The sequence below is a fragment of the Desulfoplanes sp. genome, from assembly GCF_054921335.1.
Genome location: NZ_JBUDSQ010000001.1, coordinates 73,378 through 89,056, shown reverse-complemented (window position 1 = coordinate 89,056; position 15,679 = coordinate 73,378). Strand labels below are relative to the sequence as shown.

General features: G+C 55.7%; 16 protein-coding genes and 1 pseudogene. All 17 read left to right on the top strand.

Going from position 1 to position 15,679, the window contains the following annotated elements; all coding sequences use genetic code 11:
* Positions 1-81: 81 nt before the first annotated feature.
* The 17 genes and pseudogenes from rpsB to hemB all read left to right on the top strand — a co-directional run bounded on the left by rpsB (position 82) and on the right by hemB (position 15,603).
* Positions 82-864 (top strand): 30S ribosomal protein S2, encoded by a 783-nt coding sequence (gene rpsB, locus ACY692_RS00425; protein WP_462323353.1) that lies wholly within the window; start codon positions 82-84, stop codon positions 862-864.
* Positions 865-866: 2 nt separating this feature from the next.
* Positions 867-1,739, top strand: coding sequence for a translation elongation factor Ts (gene tsf, locus ACY692_RS00420; RefSeq protein WP_462323352.1), 873 nt, complete (start codon positions 867-869; stop codon positions 1,737-1,739).
* A 117-nt stretch (positions 1,740-1,856) separates the two neighbouring features.
* Positions 1,857-2,576 carry a UMP kinase gene (pyrH, locus tag ACY692_RS00415; RefSeq protein WP_462323351.1) on the top strand — a complete coding sequence of 240 codons (720 nt, stop codon included), beginning with the start codon at positions 1,857-1,859 and terminating at the stop codon, positions 2,574-2,576.
* Between the two features lie 3 nt (positions 2,577-2,579).
* Positions 2,580-3,134, top strand: coding sequence for a ribosome recycling factor (gene frr, locus ACY692_RS00410; protein WP_462323350.1), 555 nt, complete (start codon positions 2,580-2,582; stop codon positions 3,132-3,134).
* 1 nt (position 3,135) lies between these two features.
* Positions 3,136-3,852, top strand: a complete 717-nt coding sequence (gene uppS, locus ACY692_RS00405; protein ID WP_462323409.1) for a polyprenyl diphosphate synthase — start codon at positions 3,136-3,138, stop codon at positions 3,850-3,852.
* A complete protein-coding gene (locus ACY692_RS00400) occupies positions 3,849-4,652 on the top strand; it encodes a phosphatidate cytidylyltransferase (protein ID WP_462323349.1) in 804 nt (267 codons plus the stop codon). The genes uppS and ACY692_RS00400 overlap by 4 nt, the downstream gene beginning before the upstream one ends.
* A 64-nt stretch (positions 4,653-4,716) precedes the next feature.
* A complete protein-coding gene (dxr, locus tag ACY692_RS00395; protein WP_462323348.1) occupies positions 4,717-5,937 on the top strand; it encodes a 1-deoxy-D-xylulose-5-phosphate reductoisomerase in 1,221 nt (406 codons plus the stop codon).
* 34 nt (positions 5,938-5,971) lie between these two features.
* Complete coding sequence (rseP, locus tag ACY692_RS00390) at positions 5,972-7,039, top strand: RIP metalloprotease RseP (RefSeq protein WP_462323347.1); 1,068 nt, start codon at positions 5,972-5,974, stop codon at positions 7,037-7,039.
* 2 nt (positions 7,040-7,041) lie between these two features.
* Complete coding sequence (gene tsaB, locus ACY692_RS00385; RefSeq protein ID WP_462323346.1) at positions 7,042-7,776, top strand: tRNA (adenosine(37)-N6)-threonylcarbamoyltransferase complex dimerization subunit type 1 TsaB; 735 nt, start codon at positions 7,042-7,044, stop codon at positions 7,774-7,776.
* 275 nt (positions 7,777-8,051) lie between these two features.
* Complete coding sequence (locus tag ACY692_RS00380; RefSeq protein ID WP_462323345.1) at positions 8,052-8,942, top strand: flagellin N-terminal helical domain-containing protein; 891 nt, start codon at positions 8,052-8,054, stop codon at positions 8,940-8,942.
* A gap of 317 nt (positions 8,943-9,259) precedes the next feature.
* Complete coding sequence (fliD, locus tag ACY692_RS00375; protein ID WP_462323344.1) at positions 9,260-11,011, top strand: flagellar filament capping protein FliD; 1,752 nt, start codon at positions 9,260-9,262, stop codon at positions 11,009-11,011.
* A gap of 10 nt (positions 11,012-11,021) precedes the next feature.
* Positions 11,022-11,435 carry a flagellar export chaperone FliS gene (gene fliS / locus ACY692_RS00370; RefSeq protein WP_462323343.1) on the top strand — a complete coding sequence of 138 codons (414 nt, stop codon included), beginning with the start codon at positions 11,022-11,024 and terminating at the stop codon, positions 11,433-11,435.
* 446 nt (positions 11,436-11,881) lie between these two features.
* A pseudogene (locus ACY692_RS00365) lies at positions 11,882-11,938 on the top strand (zinc ribbon domain-containing protein); the annotation flags it as partial.
* 180 nt (positions 11,939-12,118) lie between these two features.
* Entirely contained in the window at positions 12,119-12,820 is a 702-nt protein-coding gene (locus ACY692_RS00360; RefSeq protein WP_462323408.1) for a YIP1 family protein, read from the top strand.
* Positions 12,821-12,861: 41 nt separating this feature from the next.
* Positions 12,862-13,197 (top strand): hypothetical protein, encoded by a 336-nt coding sequence (locus ACY692_RS00355; protein ID WP_462323342.1) that lies wholly within the window; start codon positions 12,862-12,864, stop codon positions 13,195-13,197.
* Between the two features lie 209 nt (positions 13,198-13,406).
* Positions 13,407-14,588: a 12,18-didecarboxysiroheme deacetylase gene (gene ahbC / locus ACY692_RS00350; RefSeq protein WP_462323341.1), complete on the top strand. Its 1,182-nt coding sequence runs from the start codon at positions 13,407-13,409 to the stop codon at positions 14,586-14,588.
* Positions 14,589-14,625: 37 nt separating this feature from the next.
* Positions 14,626-15,603 (top strand): porphobilinogen synthase, encoded by a 978-nt coding sequence (hemB, locus tag ACY692_RS00345; protein WP_462323340.1) that lies wholly within the window; start codon positions 14,626-14,628, stop codon positions 15,601-15,603.
* Positions 15,604-15,679: the final 76 nt, after the last annotated feature.

The following is a 15,679-nucleotide window of genomic DNA, read 5'->3' as shown; positions in this document are numbered from 1 at the left end:
GCACGTCCGGCAAGGACCTGGGTGCCCCATGTGGGGGTGATCCCTTTTGCATCCGGACGGAGGAACAACCCAGGAGGAAAAATGGCTTACGTAACCATGAAGCAGATGCTGGAAACCGGTGTCCATTTCGGACACCAAACCAAACGCTGGAATCCCAAAATGCGCCCATATATCTTTGGCGCCCGCAAGGGAATCCATATCATGGATCTCCAGCAAACCGTGAAATTATTCAGAACCGCCCATGACTTCATTACCAACCTGGTGAGCCAGGGAGAAAAGATCGTCTTCGTGGGAACAAAGCGCCAGGCCCAGGACGTGGTCAAGGCCGAGGCAGAAAGAGCCGGCATGTACTACGTGACCAACCGCTGGCTCGGCGGCACGATGACCAACTTCCAGACCATCAAACGCAGCATTGATCGGATGAAGAAGCTAGAAGCCATGTTTGAGGACGGAAGTATCAATCGCTTCCTCAAGAAAGAGATCGTACGCATGCAGCGTGAAGTGAACAAGCTCAATCAGAACCTTGGCGGCATCAAGGAAATGGACAAGCTGCCTGCTGCCGCATTTATCATCGATCCCCACCGAGAAGACATCGCTGTCAAGGAATGCCGCACCCTGGGGATCCCCATTGTCGCGGTCGTTGATTCCAACTGCGATCCCGACGTGATCGACCATATCATTCCCGGGAACGATGACGCCATCAGGGCAATCAAGCTCTTTGCATCCGCCATTGCCGACGCCTGCCTCGAAGGCCAGGACCAGTACGCGGCAGATATGGACAAGGATGCCGAGGCCGAACTGGCCAAAGTCGCCCAAGAGGAATCGGCACCAGACGCCGAGAATGCCGCAAAGGAGGAAAAATAGCCATGGCTATCACTGCACAGCAGGTCAAGACATTGCGTGAAAAAACCGGTGTTGGGATGATGGATTGCAAAAAGGCCCTCGTCCAGTGTGACGGCAACGAAGAAGCCGCTGTCGCCTTTCTTCGGGAAAAGGGGCTGGCCAAGGCCCAAAAAAAGGCCGGGCGGGCCACTTCGGAGGGCTGGATCGGATTCGCAGCCAACGAAGATTGTACCTCTGCCACACTCGTAGAGCTCAAATGCGAGACCGACTTCGTGGCCAAGAACGAGAAGTTCCAGGAAACATTGCAAACCATCGCCCAGACCCTCAATACCGAACAAGAGGCCACGGCCGATCCCGTCCAGCTGACCGAGGAGCAGGCAGCTCCCTTTGCAGAGGGTGTCAATGAACTGATCACCGTGCTCGGGGAGAACACCCAACTCGGCCGGTTCAGCAAACTCTCCCTTGAAGGCAGCGGAATGATCGGTCATTATGTCCATGCCAATGGGAAAATCGGTGTTCTTGTCGCCATCGAGACCGGATCCGCCGAGAGCCAGGGCAAAGACGAGCTCAAGGCCATGGCCAAGGATATCGCCATGCAGGTCACAGCGGTCAACCCGACCTGCTGTACCCCTGAGGAGCTTCCCCAGGATATGATCGCCCAGGAAAAGGAAATATATCTCAATCAGGCCAAGGAAGAGGGCAAGCCCGAGCATATCGCCGAAAAAATCGTCATTGGCCGGTTGAACAAATACTACAAGGAAGTCTGCTTACTCGAACAGCCTTTTATCAAGGACGACTCCAAGGCCATCAAGGATTTGGTCAAGGAAACCGCCAAGGCACTCGGCGACACGATAACGGTTACCGGTTTTTGCCGCATGGCCCTTGGAGAAGACTAAAAAAGTTCACACGGAAACAAAGGGAGCTTCGGCTCCCTTTTTTGTGCCTTTTCAGTTCTACCTCCCTGGATATTTTCCATACTACCACACAACGACATACCTGCATAAGGAGATCACATGACGACATTCCACTATCCCCGTGTGCTTCTAAAGCTCAGTGGCGAGGCCTTGGCCGGTGACCAACGTTTTGGCATAGATCCCGAAATTGTCAGGTCCATCAGCCGGGAATTAGCCGATATTGCCACCATGGGAGTCCAGATGGCCGTTGTCATCGGCGGCGGGAATATCTTCAGGGGGATTTCGTCGTCTGCCAAGGGAATGGACAGGTCTTCGGCCGATTATATGGGCATGCTGGCCACCATCATGAACGCTCTGGCCGTCCAGGACGCCCTGGAGAAAGAAAATGTCCCCACCCGTGTCCTATCGGCCATTGCCATGCGTGAGGTGGCCGAACCCTACATACGCCGTCGGGCCATCCGTCACCTGGAAAAGGGGCGGGTGATCATCTGTGCCGCCGGAACGGGTATCCCCTATTTCACCACGGACACGGCCGCTGTCATCCGTGCATTGGAACTCAAGGCCAACGCCATTCTCAAGGCAACCCGGGTGGACGGCGTCTACGACTGCGATCCCGAAAAGGATCCTTCCGCCACTATGTTCCAAGAATTGAGCTACATTGAGGTGCTCCAAAAAAAGCTCCGGGTCATGGATTCGGCGGCCATATCACTATGTATGGACAACAGCCTGCCCATTGAGGTATTCAATCTTTTTCGTAAGGGAAATATCAAACGGGTCGTTCTAGGCGAGACCGTTGGAACCCGAGTACAAGGAGAATAACGTATGGAATCTCTCTATGAAGACTGCACAACCCGTATGCAGAAGGCATTGGACAATCTAAACAGGGAATTTGCGAAACTACGCACTGGACGTGCCTCCTCCTCCCTAGTGGAGGATATCAAGGTCGACTATTACGGCACGTTAACTCCCATCAACCAACTCGCCTCCATCTCCATCCCGGACAGCCGTACGATTTCTATCCAGCCATGGGACCGCAATGGCTTCAGCGGGGTTGAAAAGGCCATCCTCAAATCCGATCTGGGGTTGACCCCGATCAATGACGGCAAGACAATACGCATCGCCATCCCCACCCTTACCGAAGAACGACGCAAGGATCTGGTCAAGATGGCAAAGAAATACACCGAGGATGCCCGGGTTGCCCTACGCAATGTCAGAAGAGACATGAATGATATCCTCAAGCAACAAAAAAACGACAAGGAAATCAACGAGGACGACATGCACAGGGGCCAGGACGAAATCCAGAAAATTACCGATGATTTTGTCAAAAAGGCCGTTGGGTTTTTGGAATCCAAGGAAAAAGAGATAATGGAGATCTAAACTGGATACTTCACGTTTACCCGAGCATGTGGCCATCATCATGGATGGCAACGGTCGGTGGGCAAAACGGCAGGGTCTGGAACGAAGCGCCGGTCACAGGGCCGGCGCAAACACTGCGCATGATATCGTCACCGAAGCCAGAACCGTCGGCATCCGTCATCTGACCCTGTACACCTTTTCCAAAGAAAACTGGTCACGTCCCCAAAAAGAAATCGGGTTTCTCTTTGAACTCCTTGGGGACTATCTGACCAAAAACACCCCGGGGCTTCTCGAACAGTCCATCAGCCTCAGAATTCTGGGTGATACCGAGGCCCTCCCCTTTGCTGCCCGGCAGATCGTCAAAAAGACCTGTCAGCGGACAAAGGGCTGTACGGACATGGTGTTGAACCTCGCCCTGAACTATTCGGGCAGGGAGGAGATCCTGCATGCGACGCGCTCCCTGGTCGCTTCCGGGATTCCGGCAGACAGGATCACCGAGGCCACGTTCAAGGACCATCTCTATACGGCCGGACAGCCCGACCCCGACCTGATCATCAGAACCAGCGGGGAACACCGTCTGAGCAACTATCTGCTCTTCCAGTCCGCCTATAGCGAACTCTATTTCACGGACACGCTCTGGCCCGATTTCAGCCACGAGCATTTCCACCGTGCTCTACAAAATTTTGCCAACCGCAATCGTCGTTTCGGAACGACCGGTGAAGGAGAATCCGGAACATGACCCTCACCTCCCACCAGCAGCGTATCGCAACGGCCCTCGTTCTCGTTCCGCTCATCGTCTGGATCATCTTCCAAAACGACACAATCCTGGCAGCCGGACTTTTCGTGGTCTCAGGACTGGGACTCCATGAATACTGCTCCATGTTTTGGCAGGGCAGCCAAAAAAACGCGTCCCTCGCTCTGGGAATTTTTCTCGGTGGGATCGCGGGCGTTGTTTTCAGCCCCGCCCTGATCCACTTCGCCCCCCTGGTCATGCCGGTGAGCCTTCTTGTCCTGGCAACCGTATTTCTTTTTTCCTACAGCCGGGACCCATCCCGGGCATCCTTTGCCGACCTGGCAATCCTGCTGGCCGGGGTCGCTTACCTGCCGGTCATGCTCCAGCTTTTCCGTTTTCTTACCCCCACGGAAATCATGCTCGTTCTGGCAAGTGCCTTTGCCACGGACACCGGTGGGTTCTACGCGGGACGCTGGTGGGGCAACACGAAAATATGGCCGGGCATAAGCCCCAAGAAAACATGGGCCGGGAGCCTGGGGGGTATGGGATTGACCATGCTCTGCTCCCTGCTTATAGGCCTTTTTTGGGGTGTTGCGTCCTGGTGGACCTTCATTCTTCTGGGCAGTCTTCTGAACATCTCGGCCCAACTCGGAGATTTTTTCGAATCCGCCCTCAAACGGTGGTCCGGCGTCAAGGATTCCGGTCATATTTTGCCCGGACACGGCGGGATCATGGACCGCATCGACAGCCTGTTGTTCGTTCTGCCCATCTACTCCCTTGCCCGAGAAGTGACCGTGTTTTTCTGATCCCTTCCCAAAACCCACTCCCTTCCCGCCTTTTTCCAAAAGGCCTACACAGCCGAGTCATTCCATGACCTATATCTCTTCGCTGTCACTGCAAGGACACCCCACGACAGGACCTCGCAAACTGACCATTCTCGGAAGCACCGGATCCATCGGGACCAACGCCATGGCAATCGTTGCCAAATATCCCGAACGGTTTCAGGTCACAGGCCTTGCAGGGGCCAGAAACGCTCCTCTTCTGGCCGAGCAGGCCGCCATGTTCAGGCCGCCGGCACTCGGGGTTCTCACCGAAGAAATTGCCCACAAGCTCACCCCGCTGCTACCTCCGGATTATTCCCCAGAGATTCTTGTGGGCCAGAAGGGATACATGGCCATGGCCCAGGATCCGGAAGCCGACCTGATACTCTCCGCGCAGGTGGGAGCAGCGGGTCTGGCCGCAACTCTGGCCGCGGCCAGGGCCGGCAAAATGCTTTGCCTGGCAAACAAGGAGGCCCTCGTCCTTGGCGGCCATCTCATCAGAAAGGCCTGCCGGGAGAGCGGCAGCGTCATCCTTCCGGTGGATTCGGAACACAACGCTATCTTTCAGGCCCTGAGTGGGCACAAGCCCGAGCAGTTGCGCCGTATCCTGCTCACGGCCTCGGGCGGACCGTTCCGGACCAGATCGTCAGATTTTTTGCGGTCCGTCACCCCGGAGCAGGCCCTGGCCCACCCCAACTGGTCTATGGGAGCCAAGATCAGCATCGATTCGGCAACCCTCATGAACAAGGGACTCGAGGTCATCGAGGCTTTTCACCTCTTCGGGACCGGGCTTGGAACCATCGAGGTAGTCGTCCATCCCCAAAGCATCATCCACTCCATGGTCGAGTACCGGGACGGTTCCATTCTGGCCCACCTGGGAGTCCCGGACATGAAAATCCCCATTGGCCATTGTCTGACCTATCCTGAACGGGTCGAGCACGATCTCAAGCCCCTGGATTTCGCCACCCTGGGCAGCCTTGATTTTGAAAAACCCCGTCGCGACCTGTTCCCCTGTCTGGATCTCGCCTTCCAGTCGCTGACTGCGGGCCCGAGTTATCCCACAGTTCTCAACGCTGCCAATGAAGTGGCGGTGCAGGCCTTTCTGGACCGCAAGATTCCCTTCCAGGGTATCCCGGCCCTGGTGGAGCAATGCCTCGACCACCACGTTTCCCGGACCATCGACTCCATGGAGGCGATCCTCGAACTGGACACCGCGACCAGGGCTTTTGCGGACACAGCCATCGACTCCCTTCCCGGTTCTCCTGGTTGACTCCCTTTATCCACCTACAACCGGAAACACCACCATGATACTTAGCACCCTTGCCATTATTCTCGTCCTTGGAGCCCTGATATTCTTCCATGAGCTCGGCCATTTCCTGGTAGCCCGGAGCATGAACATCGGGGTCAAGGCCTTTTCTCTGGGATTTGGTCCCCGGATATGGAAAAAAACCTGGGGAGAGACAGAGTACCGCCTTTCGGCCCTTCCTCTGGGTGGATACGTCCAGCTCGTGGGAGAAAATGTCGACGACGAACTCCCTGAAGGGTTTTTGCCCGGCCAGAGCTTTGCACTCCGTCCCCCATGGCAGCGCATGCTCGTCGTGGCAGCCGGTCCGGTCTTCAATTTCATCCTGGCCTGGCTGATATACTGGGGCATCTTTTTTGCCCAGGGACAAACCCAGCTGCTCCCGACAATCGGCGATATCCTGCCGGACAGCCCGGCCCAAGCAGCCGGGATCGAGCCCGGGGACCAGATCACCGCCGTGGATGGCCGGCCAATCACCTATTGGCAGGATCTCTCCAGGGCCATCCAGGCGAGCAGGGGAAACGCGCTCGCTCTGGCCATAGACAGACAAACATCCTTGGTTACCGTACAGGTCACTCCCCATCTCCAGGAGCGGAAAAATATCTTTGGGGAGACCAAGATGGTTCCCATGGTAGGCATCACCGCTGCCGGAGAAACAACGACGATCAAGCTTTCCCCGCTCGAGGCCGGATGGGAAGGGATGGCCCAGACCTGGGCACTCTCGAAGCTCACCTTCCAGGGGCTGGTCAAACTGGTCGAACGGGTTGTCCCCCTGGACAATATCGGTGGGCCGATCATGATTGCCCAGATGGTCGGCCAGCAGGCCCATGAAGGACTGGTCAATCTTCTGGCCATTACGGCTCTTATCAGCATCAACTTGGGATTATTGAATCTCTTGCCCATCCCGGTCCTTGACGGCGGGCATATCCTTTTTTGTCTCATAGAAATGGTACGCAGACGGCCTTTGGACGAACGGTTGCAACAAATAACCATGCGCCTCGGCCTGGCCTTTCTCCTCGCCCTCATGGGACTGGCCATCTTCAACGATATATGGCGTCAATTCAATTGATCATGGATACCCAACCCATTGTGGTCATAAACGGCACCGAGGAACTGCTCCAGATTGTCATTGGTAACGGATCGGGCATTCTGTTCAATACGGGGATCAAAGGGCCGGGGCGGACCATGAAATATCTTCTTCCCCTGCTCGACGAGGGATTGAGCCGGCTGGGGCTGAGTGTTCGGGAGACAGGAGGAATTGCCTGCACCCGGGGTCCCGGCAGTTTCACCGGTATCCGCGTCGTCTTGGCAACGGCCGCAGGACTCTCCAGGGCCGGCCGTATTCCATTGTGCGGCCTGGACTACCTGCCCATCCTGGCCGGAGACATCATGGCCCATTGGAACGGCGAGGGGTGGGTCCTGACGTACGCCCGCAAGAACCAGGTATACATGCAGGGATTCGCCATGCCCGGGGGCCAACCCCTCGGCCCAGCTCGGGTTTGCCACCATGACGTGGCCGCCGGATTCCTTGCCTCCCGCGGTCGGCATGTCCTGGTTTGCGGCAGTGGCCTGGCCAAAAACATTGCCTTTTTCCGTCCCAACCTGCCAAACACATTCACCCTCGTCACCCATCGCTGTGCACCATCCCCCGAAGCACTCCTTGGTGCCGCACTCAAGGGAACCTACACCAATGTTCCCATCGCCGCCAAGTACCTCCGGGCCTCGGATGCCGAGGACAACCTGGCCACCATCGCACGCAAACGGGGCATCTCCCTGGATGAAGCCCTCAAGCGCATTCCAAGCTAGAACGATTGGTCCTGCCCCCATTTTTTCCATTGTCCATCCCACGCTGAAAATTTCTCCAAACGTTGCTGTTCCCTGGATGTCATACAAACCAGTCGATCACGGGATGCGTACTTCCCCGCATCCCACCAGAGCAGCATAACTATCCAGATTTTGTTATACAGCATTTTCGATTTTTTATTCCCCGATTCCTAAAGTTCCCCCTTGATCGGTCGATAGAGTAAGTACAACCAAAGATATCAAGGCAAGGATGCCGCCAACCATTCAAGGAGGAAATTATGGCCCTTTACATCAATCACAACAGCATGGCGGACACGGCGATGAGAAACCTGGGTAATGCATACAACGCCCTGGGCACCTCGACCAACCGCTTGTCCTCAGGTCTGCGCATCAATTCCGCTGCCGATGACGCCGCAGGGCTGGCCATTCGAGAACTCATGCGTTCGGACATTTCTACCCTGAACCAGGGTGTCCGGAATGCCAACGATGCCATCTCGATGATCCAGACGGCCGACGGAGCCCTCGGGGTTATCGATGAAAAGCTCATCCGCATGAAGGAGCTCGCCGAACAGGCCTCGACCGGTACCTATACATCCGACCAACGTGCCATCATCGATTCAGAATACCAGTCCATGGCCTCGGAAATCACTCGTATCGCCAACGCCACCGACTTCAACGGGATCTATCTGCTCAACGGTAATCTCTCCGACGATTCCCACACAGGGAGCGCGATGGACGCTGAGGGAGCCTTACGGGTCCACTTCGGCACAGGAAATGACTCCAAGGAAGACTATTACAATGTCCAGATCAAGGAATCCACGGCATCCGCCCTTGGCGTCGGGCTGAACGCCGGAACCGACGCAGGGAAGTCTATCTCCACCCAGTCCTTGGCTGAAAATGCTCTGGCCGCACTGGATGAAGCCATCATTTCCAAGGATACCATCAGGGCCAACCTCGGTGCCCTGCAGAACCGGCTCAGCTCAACCGTCTCCAACCTCGAGATCCAGTCTGAAAACGTCCAGGCCGCTGAATCCCGCGTATCGGACGTCGATGTGGCCACGGAGATGACCGAGTTCACCCGACAACAGATCAAGACCCAGTCGGCAGTGGCTATGCTCTCCCAGGCCAACTCCCTGCCCAGGATGGCCCTGCAGCTCATCCAGGGTTAGCCAAACCACACCAACCAGCCATAGGAGGCCGGGCCCGCACGGCCAGGCCTCCTTTTTTTATCCAAACGGTCTGGATCTTGCTTCAAACGAATTGACCATGTGTTACCGTCATTGATTTGCTGGTTGATCCGGGCTAGACAGAATGAAAAAAGTAGCGGGCATGCTACACGGGTCGGCCCCGACAACCCCACGTGGTTCTTGTGCAGGGCAACGGGCCGTCACCGAACGCACGGTTTCCAAAGTTTCCAGCAGCCGGCCACCACCGAAAAAAGGGGCACTGACATTTTTTTGGCAACTATTGATCCAAGGAATGCGTCATGGCAGACGATTATTCAAATCTGATCGGTTCATCCTACTCTTCAGGATCGATCCATTTTACAGGACTTGGTTCTGGAACGGACTTCGACTCCATGGTCACTCAGCTCATGGAGGTGGAGACCCATTCCCTGAACACGATGGTCGACGACTATCAGGCATGGGAGACCAAAATTTCGGCGGTCCAGGAACTCAATACCCTAGCCCTATCCCTGAAATCCACCCTTTCCGGCATGGATACCCCTTCGGAATTCATGGTCAAGACATCGACATCCTCCGACGAGACCTCCCTTACGGCAACGCCCGGGGTCGATGCGGAATCGGGTTCCCATGCCATAGAGATCAACCAGCTGGCCCAAAACCACATTCTCATGAGCACCGACGGATTTTCCTCCGACAGCGCCAGCATCAATGACACCGGTTCAGACGAGACATTTTCCTACACATATAATGGCGAGACTATCTCCCACACGGTCTCTTCTGGGAACTCACTGGATTCGTTGGTCAAAATGATCAATGATGATCCCGACAACCCGGGGGTAAAGGCGGCCATCATCAACGACGGGACAACCGATGGCTACCACCTCCAGATCCGGGGCATGGACCAGGGACAAGACTATGACGTAGCCATCGACACCACTCCCACGTCCTTGGGCACCGGATTCGGGACGACCCAATCGGCCCAGAATTCCCGGATCAAGGTCGACGGCTGGCCGGCCACAGCCGACTCGTATATCGAACGGAGTTCCAATTCCATCGATGACGTGATCACCGGAATGACGCTGAATCTGAAACAGACGACCGACCCGGGGGAAACAATCACCGTGTCAACGAGCACGGACACCTCGGCCATCAAGGAAAAAATCACCACCTTTGTCGATAAGACCAACGAGGTCCTGACCAAAATACGTTCCCTGACCCAGGTCGATACCGCCGACAACTCCGCCTCTCTTTTGACCGGCAGCTACACCCTCGAATCCATGGAGAGCAACCTCAAGAATGTGCTGGCTTCAAGGGGGATCGGCTTTGATCCCGATGCTGACCGTATCAGCAGCCTGATCGGGAACCAGGTCTCCGGGAGCGACGCCCTGGCCATCGGATTGACCACGGACACCACCGAGGGGTCTGAAACCTTCGGCCTTTTTGTCTTGGATACGGCATCCCTTGACGCGGCCCTGGAGGAGGACCCCCAGGCGGTTATGGAGATTTTCAGTGCGGACCTCGAACCAGCGGTGGACACTGCGGATTTCAGTTACCAGTCTGCCCTTTCCGGAACGACCCAGGCAGGAGCATACGATATCTCATACACAGTCAATGCAAGCGGAGAGGTCACTTCTGCAACCATCGACGGCACTCTCTACGACTATGCAGGGGGCGACTCGGGCAAATCCGGGAATACCCTGACCTCGATGAGCGGTCCGTCCAAGGGACTGGCCATCACGGTCAACGACCTTGCCGAAGGGACCCATGGAGGGACCCTCCGCCTCAAAGAAGGTAAAACTTCGCAATTATCCGGCCTGCTCGACCAGATCACCAATTCTTCCACGGGCACATTGTCCATCCTCGAGGACAGCTACCAGGAAACCGTTGGGAACCTTGAGGACAAAATGGCCGACGAGCAGGAGCGTCTCCAAGACTACGAACGTGAATTGCGCAACCGATTCGCCCGGCTCGAATCAACACTTGGCTACTATAGCAATATCCAGGATATGCTCGCTTCCCAGATCAAACAACTCGGCTCATCTTCCGACTAAGGAGTGATACATGCAGTACAATGCCGCAAAGGCGTATCTCAAGACACAGGTCACCACCACTTCACAGGAAGAGCTGGTCATCATGCTCTACGATGCGGCCATCAAATTCCTGAACCGGGCCAAGGTCAAGATCGAGGAGAAGGATATGGCCCAAAAAGGCATATTGATCTCCAAAACCCTGGATATCATCGCCGAGCTCGATGGTTCTCTGAATGCCAAACAGGGGGGAGATCTGGCCCAGAACCTCCACAAGATGTATTTCTACTGCAATTCCCGCTTACTCTTGGCCAACGTCAAGCTCGACACCGTGATCATTGACGAGGTTATCCACATCCTCTCTGAATTCCGGTCCGCTTTTGCGGAAATCCTCCCCACCTACACGGGTGGACAGCCCGCCCCCATGAACCAGGCCATGGTTCCATGATTCTCTGACGGAAGCGGCTCCGGAGCCCCTCTGTGTCCAGATCCGCTTCCGTCTCTCGTGTAGCCTTTCCTCCCCACATGCATCCCAAAAATATTCAGGGGGTCCCGACCCCTTTCCCCGTTTCGGTTATCTGGACACCGGGATAGGATAAGGATCCCTCGACACGTACACGCGGATTTTTTTAGGATGGGCCGCATAGAATTATCTCTTTCCATTCCTCCCCTCTATGATTATGGTTGTCTGCAAGTTGCTTGCAGTACCATGGAATAACCGTGTATAGGTCCGGCTGGACGCATTGGTACGCCCAAGCTCCGTCTTTCCGGCCGATGAACGTGTCTCCGCGGACATGCCATGGCCTTGCATCCAAAACCGCTACACTGTCGGTGGCCCGCATCCCGTGTCACCCTGACGCCAAATGACCCCAGACGAAACGAGGTTAGGTTATTATGAATATCGTTTGTCCGGAATGTTCCTTTTCTCGAGAAATTCCAGACGAAAAAATCCCTCCACGCACCAAGATAGCCACGTGTCCTAAATGTGGCCATCGTTTCCGGTTCAGACAATTATCGGTACAACCGACACTATTGGAGGACGGGGAGGAACAACCGAATACGCCCCTCTCCCCTGAAGAACCCGAGGAGACTGCAGGGCCAAGCAATGATATTTGGGACTCCCTTTCAGCTATGCATTCGCCCCCACCGGGTTCCCGGGAAGCGGGGCGGGGGGGGGACGGTACAGACCACTCCGCCCCCCCCCCATCAGAGGGAACAGCGGTCCCCTGGGAGCACCTCGACCGCTCCGGATTCTTCCCCGGATTGTTTGGAACCATCAAACAAGTAATGCTCCATCCGGTCCGTTTTTTTAGCGACATGGTCTTTGAGCCGGGAATCGGAAAACCTCTTGTCTTTTATCTTCTTATTGCAGAAATCCAGGCACTGGCGCAGTTTTTCTGGCAAATGACCGGTATGATCCCCATGATGGGCGGTAGCAACGGGGGGGCGGCCCTTGGGCTTGGAATGATGGGCATGGGCTCGGCCTTCATTCTGGTCCTCTATCCTGTCGTGCTGACCTCCATGCTCTTTGTCATTGTGGGGATGAACCATATATGTCTCCGGGTGTTCAAAGCCGCCAATCAGGGATTCGCGGGAACCTTCAGGGCGGTGACCTATGGAAGCGCCCCCATGGTTTTGGCCATTTTTCCCCTGGTCGGTCCATTGGTCGGGGCGCTATGGACCATGGTCACGACCTTTTTCGGGTACAAGTATATCCATAGAACAACTACATCTCGGATCATTCTGGCCATGCTGCTTCCGGTAATAATCATGACAGTTCTCGTTCTTGCCCTGGTGGTTTTCAGCCCCGTGGGCCCCGAAGGACTCAGGTAGGTGCTCCCGGCCCCTGTTCTGGTTGTACTATCGAGGGACAGATGATCGCTTTTCTCCGCAATAAATGGACACAGTTTCTAGCCGACCGGGCCAAAAAACGCGAGATCGCTCCGGCGACGTTTGCCCTTTTGACCCAGGAAATCCTTGAGCTCGCCCATTTGGTGGAAAAAATCCGACCCGGCGACCACGAGCTGGAGACCAAACTCTCACGGCTGGAGCAGGAAATCGAACAACTCCAAGAATTATTGAAAAAAAGAACATTCAAAAAATTGTCCCCTGCAAAGCGGATGGAACTTAAAAAGAACCTCATCTTCTCAAAAAAACAACTCCTGGAAGCCATGGGCGCGGTTCCACCGCCCACCGATCGGCTCCAATAGCCCTATCATACTAAAAAAATTATTTTTTTACTTATATACCCAAGGGGTTTCATTTTATCGCTCTCCATATTATGGGACCGTGCATCACAAACGGACCGGTATAGCTCCATCCTTCATCCCAAAATGGGCCGATACAATTTGTGCACGGCATTGCGATCCTGTCATCCCCAAAGGATATCCTCCATTTTGATTCCAACCATGAGGCACCCATGATCGGTATTTCTAAACTGTATTGCGAAAACATCGAACCCTCCGACGCATTGCGTTACGGCCGGGATTCCAAGCAGCTCCCATCGAACCTGCTCCAATTCTCCAAGGACAAAAAACCTGTCGTGGTCTGGAACATGACCCAGCGGTGCAACCTCAAGTGTGAGCATTGCTATGCCCAGGCCATCGACCCCAACGGCGAGGATCCCATCAATACGGATCAGGCCAAGGTGATGATCGACGACCTGGCCCAGTTCGGTTCTCCGGTCATGCTCTTTTCCGGTGGGGAACCAACCATACGCAAGGACCTGCCCGAACTTGCCAGCTATGCGGTTTCCAAGGGGATGCGGGCCGTCATCTCCACCAACGGAACCCTGATCACCAAACGGATGGCCAAGGTACTCAAGGACGTCGGACTCTCCTATGTGGGCATCTCTCTGGACGGTGGCGAAGAGGTCCACGACAAATTCCGCGGCGTGCCCGGTGCGTACAAAAAGGCCCTGCAGGGGGTCGAGAACTGTCAGGCCGAAGGGCTCAAGGTGGGCCTTCGTTTCACCATCTTCGGCAAGAACGCCCAGGAAGTCCCCAAGGTGTTCCAGGTCTTGAAGGACATGGAGGTTCCCCGCCTCTGCCTATACCACCTGGTCTATTCCGGCCGCGGCTCGGCAATGATCAAGGAAGACCAGAACCACGAGCAGACCAGGGCGACCGTCCACCAGATCATGGATCTGACCAAGGAATTGTTCGAGGCCGGTCACCCCAAGGAAGTCCTGACCGTGGACAACCACGCTGACGGTCCCCTTGTTTATCTGCGCCTGCTCAAGGAAAACCCGGAACGGGCCAAGGAAGTCCTGGAACTCCTGCAATTCAACGAAGGCAACAATTCCGGTCGCGGTATCGGCTGTATCTCCTGGGACGGCCGGGTCCACGCCGATCAGTTCTGGCGCAACCACACCTTTGGCAACGTTCTGGAACGTTCCTTCTCCGAAATATGGACCGATCCGAACATCGAGCTCCTGCACTCACTCAAGGACAAGAAGCAGCACGTCACCGGCCGATGCAGCAAGTGCAAATACCTTCCCATCTGCGGCGGCAATTTCCGGGCCCGGGCCGAGGCCTATTACGGCGATGTCTGGGCCCCTGATCCGGCATGCTATCTCACGGATGAAGAGATCGGCCTGTAAGCTTTTTGTCCACCCACATCCTTTAAGGACATACGTCATGCACCCTTCTTTCTACAGAGGACGTCGCCTCCGCCGGACACCGGCCCTGCGAGATCTGATCCGGGAAACCGAATTACGGCCCCAGGACCTTGTTCAGCCCTATTTCGTCGTTGAAACCGATGATCCTTCCCTTTCCCACCCCATCGCTTCCATGCCGGGACAGAACCAATATTCTCTCCCCAAACTGGAAGAACGGGTTGCCCAGGCCGTGGACACCGGTCTCAGGGCCCTGATCCTTTTCGGTATTCCCAAGGACAAGGACCCCATGGGAACCCAGGCCTATGCGGACACCGGCATCGTCCAGGAAGCGGTTCGCAGACTCAAAGCGCGTTTTCCCGAACTCGTGGTCATCACCGATGTATGCATGTGCGAATTCACCTCACATGGGCACTGCGGCATTCTGGACAATACATACGTCCAGAATGACATCACTCTGGAATATCTTGCCAAAACAGCCCTTTCCCATGCACGGGCAGGGGCCGATATGGTGGCTCCCTCGGACATGATGGACGGCCGTATCCAGTCCATCCGTTGCGCCCTGGACGAGGCAGATTTCAAGGAACTGCCCATTATGTCCTATGCCGTGAAATCCGCATCCTCCTTTTACGGCCCGTTCCGGGATGCCGCGGAATCAGCCCCGGCCTTCGGGGACCGCAAATCCTATCAGATGGACCCGGCCAACCTGCGCCAGGCCATGTGCGAGGCCCAGGCGGACATCGATGAGGGGGCAGACATCATCATGGTCAAGCCGGCCCTGCCCTATCTGGATGTTCTGCGACGGATCAGGGACGGATTCGACGTGCCCACGGCCGCGTATCAGGTCAGCGGGGAATACAGCATGATCAAGGCCGGTGCCCAGCTCGGATGGATCGACGAACAGAAAATCGTCATGGAGTCCCTCACGTCCATCAAACGGGCCGGAGCCGATCTGATTCTGACCTACTATACCGAGGACGTGCTCACCTGGCTCGCGTAGCAGGATCATTCCCGCGTCCGTGGACGGTCTCCGTACAACACACAGGGATCGATCCATCCACCTTTACCACGATCAG

What these genes read in the sequence shown, in the direction of transcription:
- dxr (WP_462323348.1), top strand. Translation starts at nt 4,717, where the DNA reads ATGACCTATATCTCTTCGCTGTCACTGCAAGGACACCCCACGACAGGA.
- tsf (WP_462323352.1), top strand. Translation starts at nt 867, where the DNA reads ATGGCTATCACTGCACAGCAGGTCAAGACATTGCGTGAAAAAACCGGT.
- ACY692_RS00360 (WP_462323408.1), top strand. Translation starts at nt 12,119, where the DNA reads ATGCATTCGCCCCCACCGGGTTCCCGGGAAGCGGGGCGGGGGGGGGAC.
- hemB (WP_462323340.1), top strand. Translation starts at nt 14,626, where the DNA reads ATGCACCCTTCTTTCTACAGAGGACGTCGCCTCCGCCGGACACCGGCC.
- ACY692_RS00355 (WP_462323342.1), top strand. Translation starts at nt 12,862, where the DNA reads ATGATCGCTTTTCTCCGCAATAAATGGACACAGTTTCTAGCCGACCGG.
- rpsB (WP_462323353.1), top strand. Translation starts at nt 82, where the DNA reads ATGGCTTACGTAACCATGAAGCAGATGCTGGAAACCGGTGTCCATTTC.
- ACY692_RS00400 (WP_462323349.1), top strand. Translation starts at nt 3,849, where the DNA reads ATGACCCTCACCTCCCACCAGCAGCGTATCGCAACGGCCCTCGTTCTC.
- fliD (WP_462323344.1), top strand. Translation starts at nt 9,260, where the DNA reads ATGGCAGACGATTATTCAAATCTGATCGGTTCATCCTACTCTTCAGGA.
- rseP (WP_462323347.1), top strand. Translation starts at nt 5,972, where the DNA reads ATGATACTTAGCACCCTTGCCATTATTCTCGTCCTTGGAGCCCTGATA.
- tsaB (WP_462323346.1), top strand. Translation starts at nt 7,042, where the DNA reads ATGGATACCCAACCCATTGTGGTCATAAACGGCACCGAGGAACTGCTC.
- frr (WP_462323350.1), top strand. Translation starts at nt 2,580, where the DNA reads ATGGAATCTCTCTATGAAGACTGCACAACCCGTATGCAGAAGGCATTG.
- ACY692_RS00380 (WP_462323345.1), top strand. Translation starts at nt 8,052, where the DNA reads ATGGCCCTTTACATCAATCACAACAGCATGGCGGACACGGCGATGAGA.
- fliS (WP_462323343.1), top strand. Translation starts at nt 11,022, where the DNA reads ATGCAGTACAATGCCGCAAAGGCGTATCTCAAGACACAGGTCACCACC.
- ahbC (WP_462323341.1), top strand. Translation starts at nt 13,407, where the DNA reads ATGATCGGTATTTCTAAACTGTATTGCGAAAACATCGAACCCTCCGAC.
- pyrH (WP_462323351.1), top strand. Translation starts at nt 1,857, where the DNA reads ATGACGACATTCCACTATCCCCGTGTGCTTCTAAAGCTCAGTGGCGAG.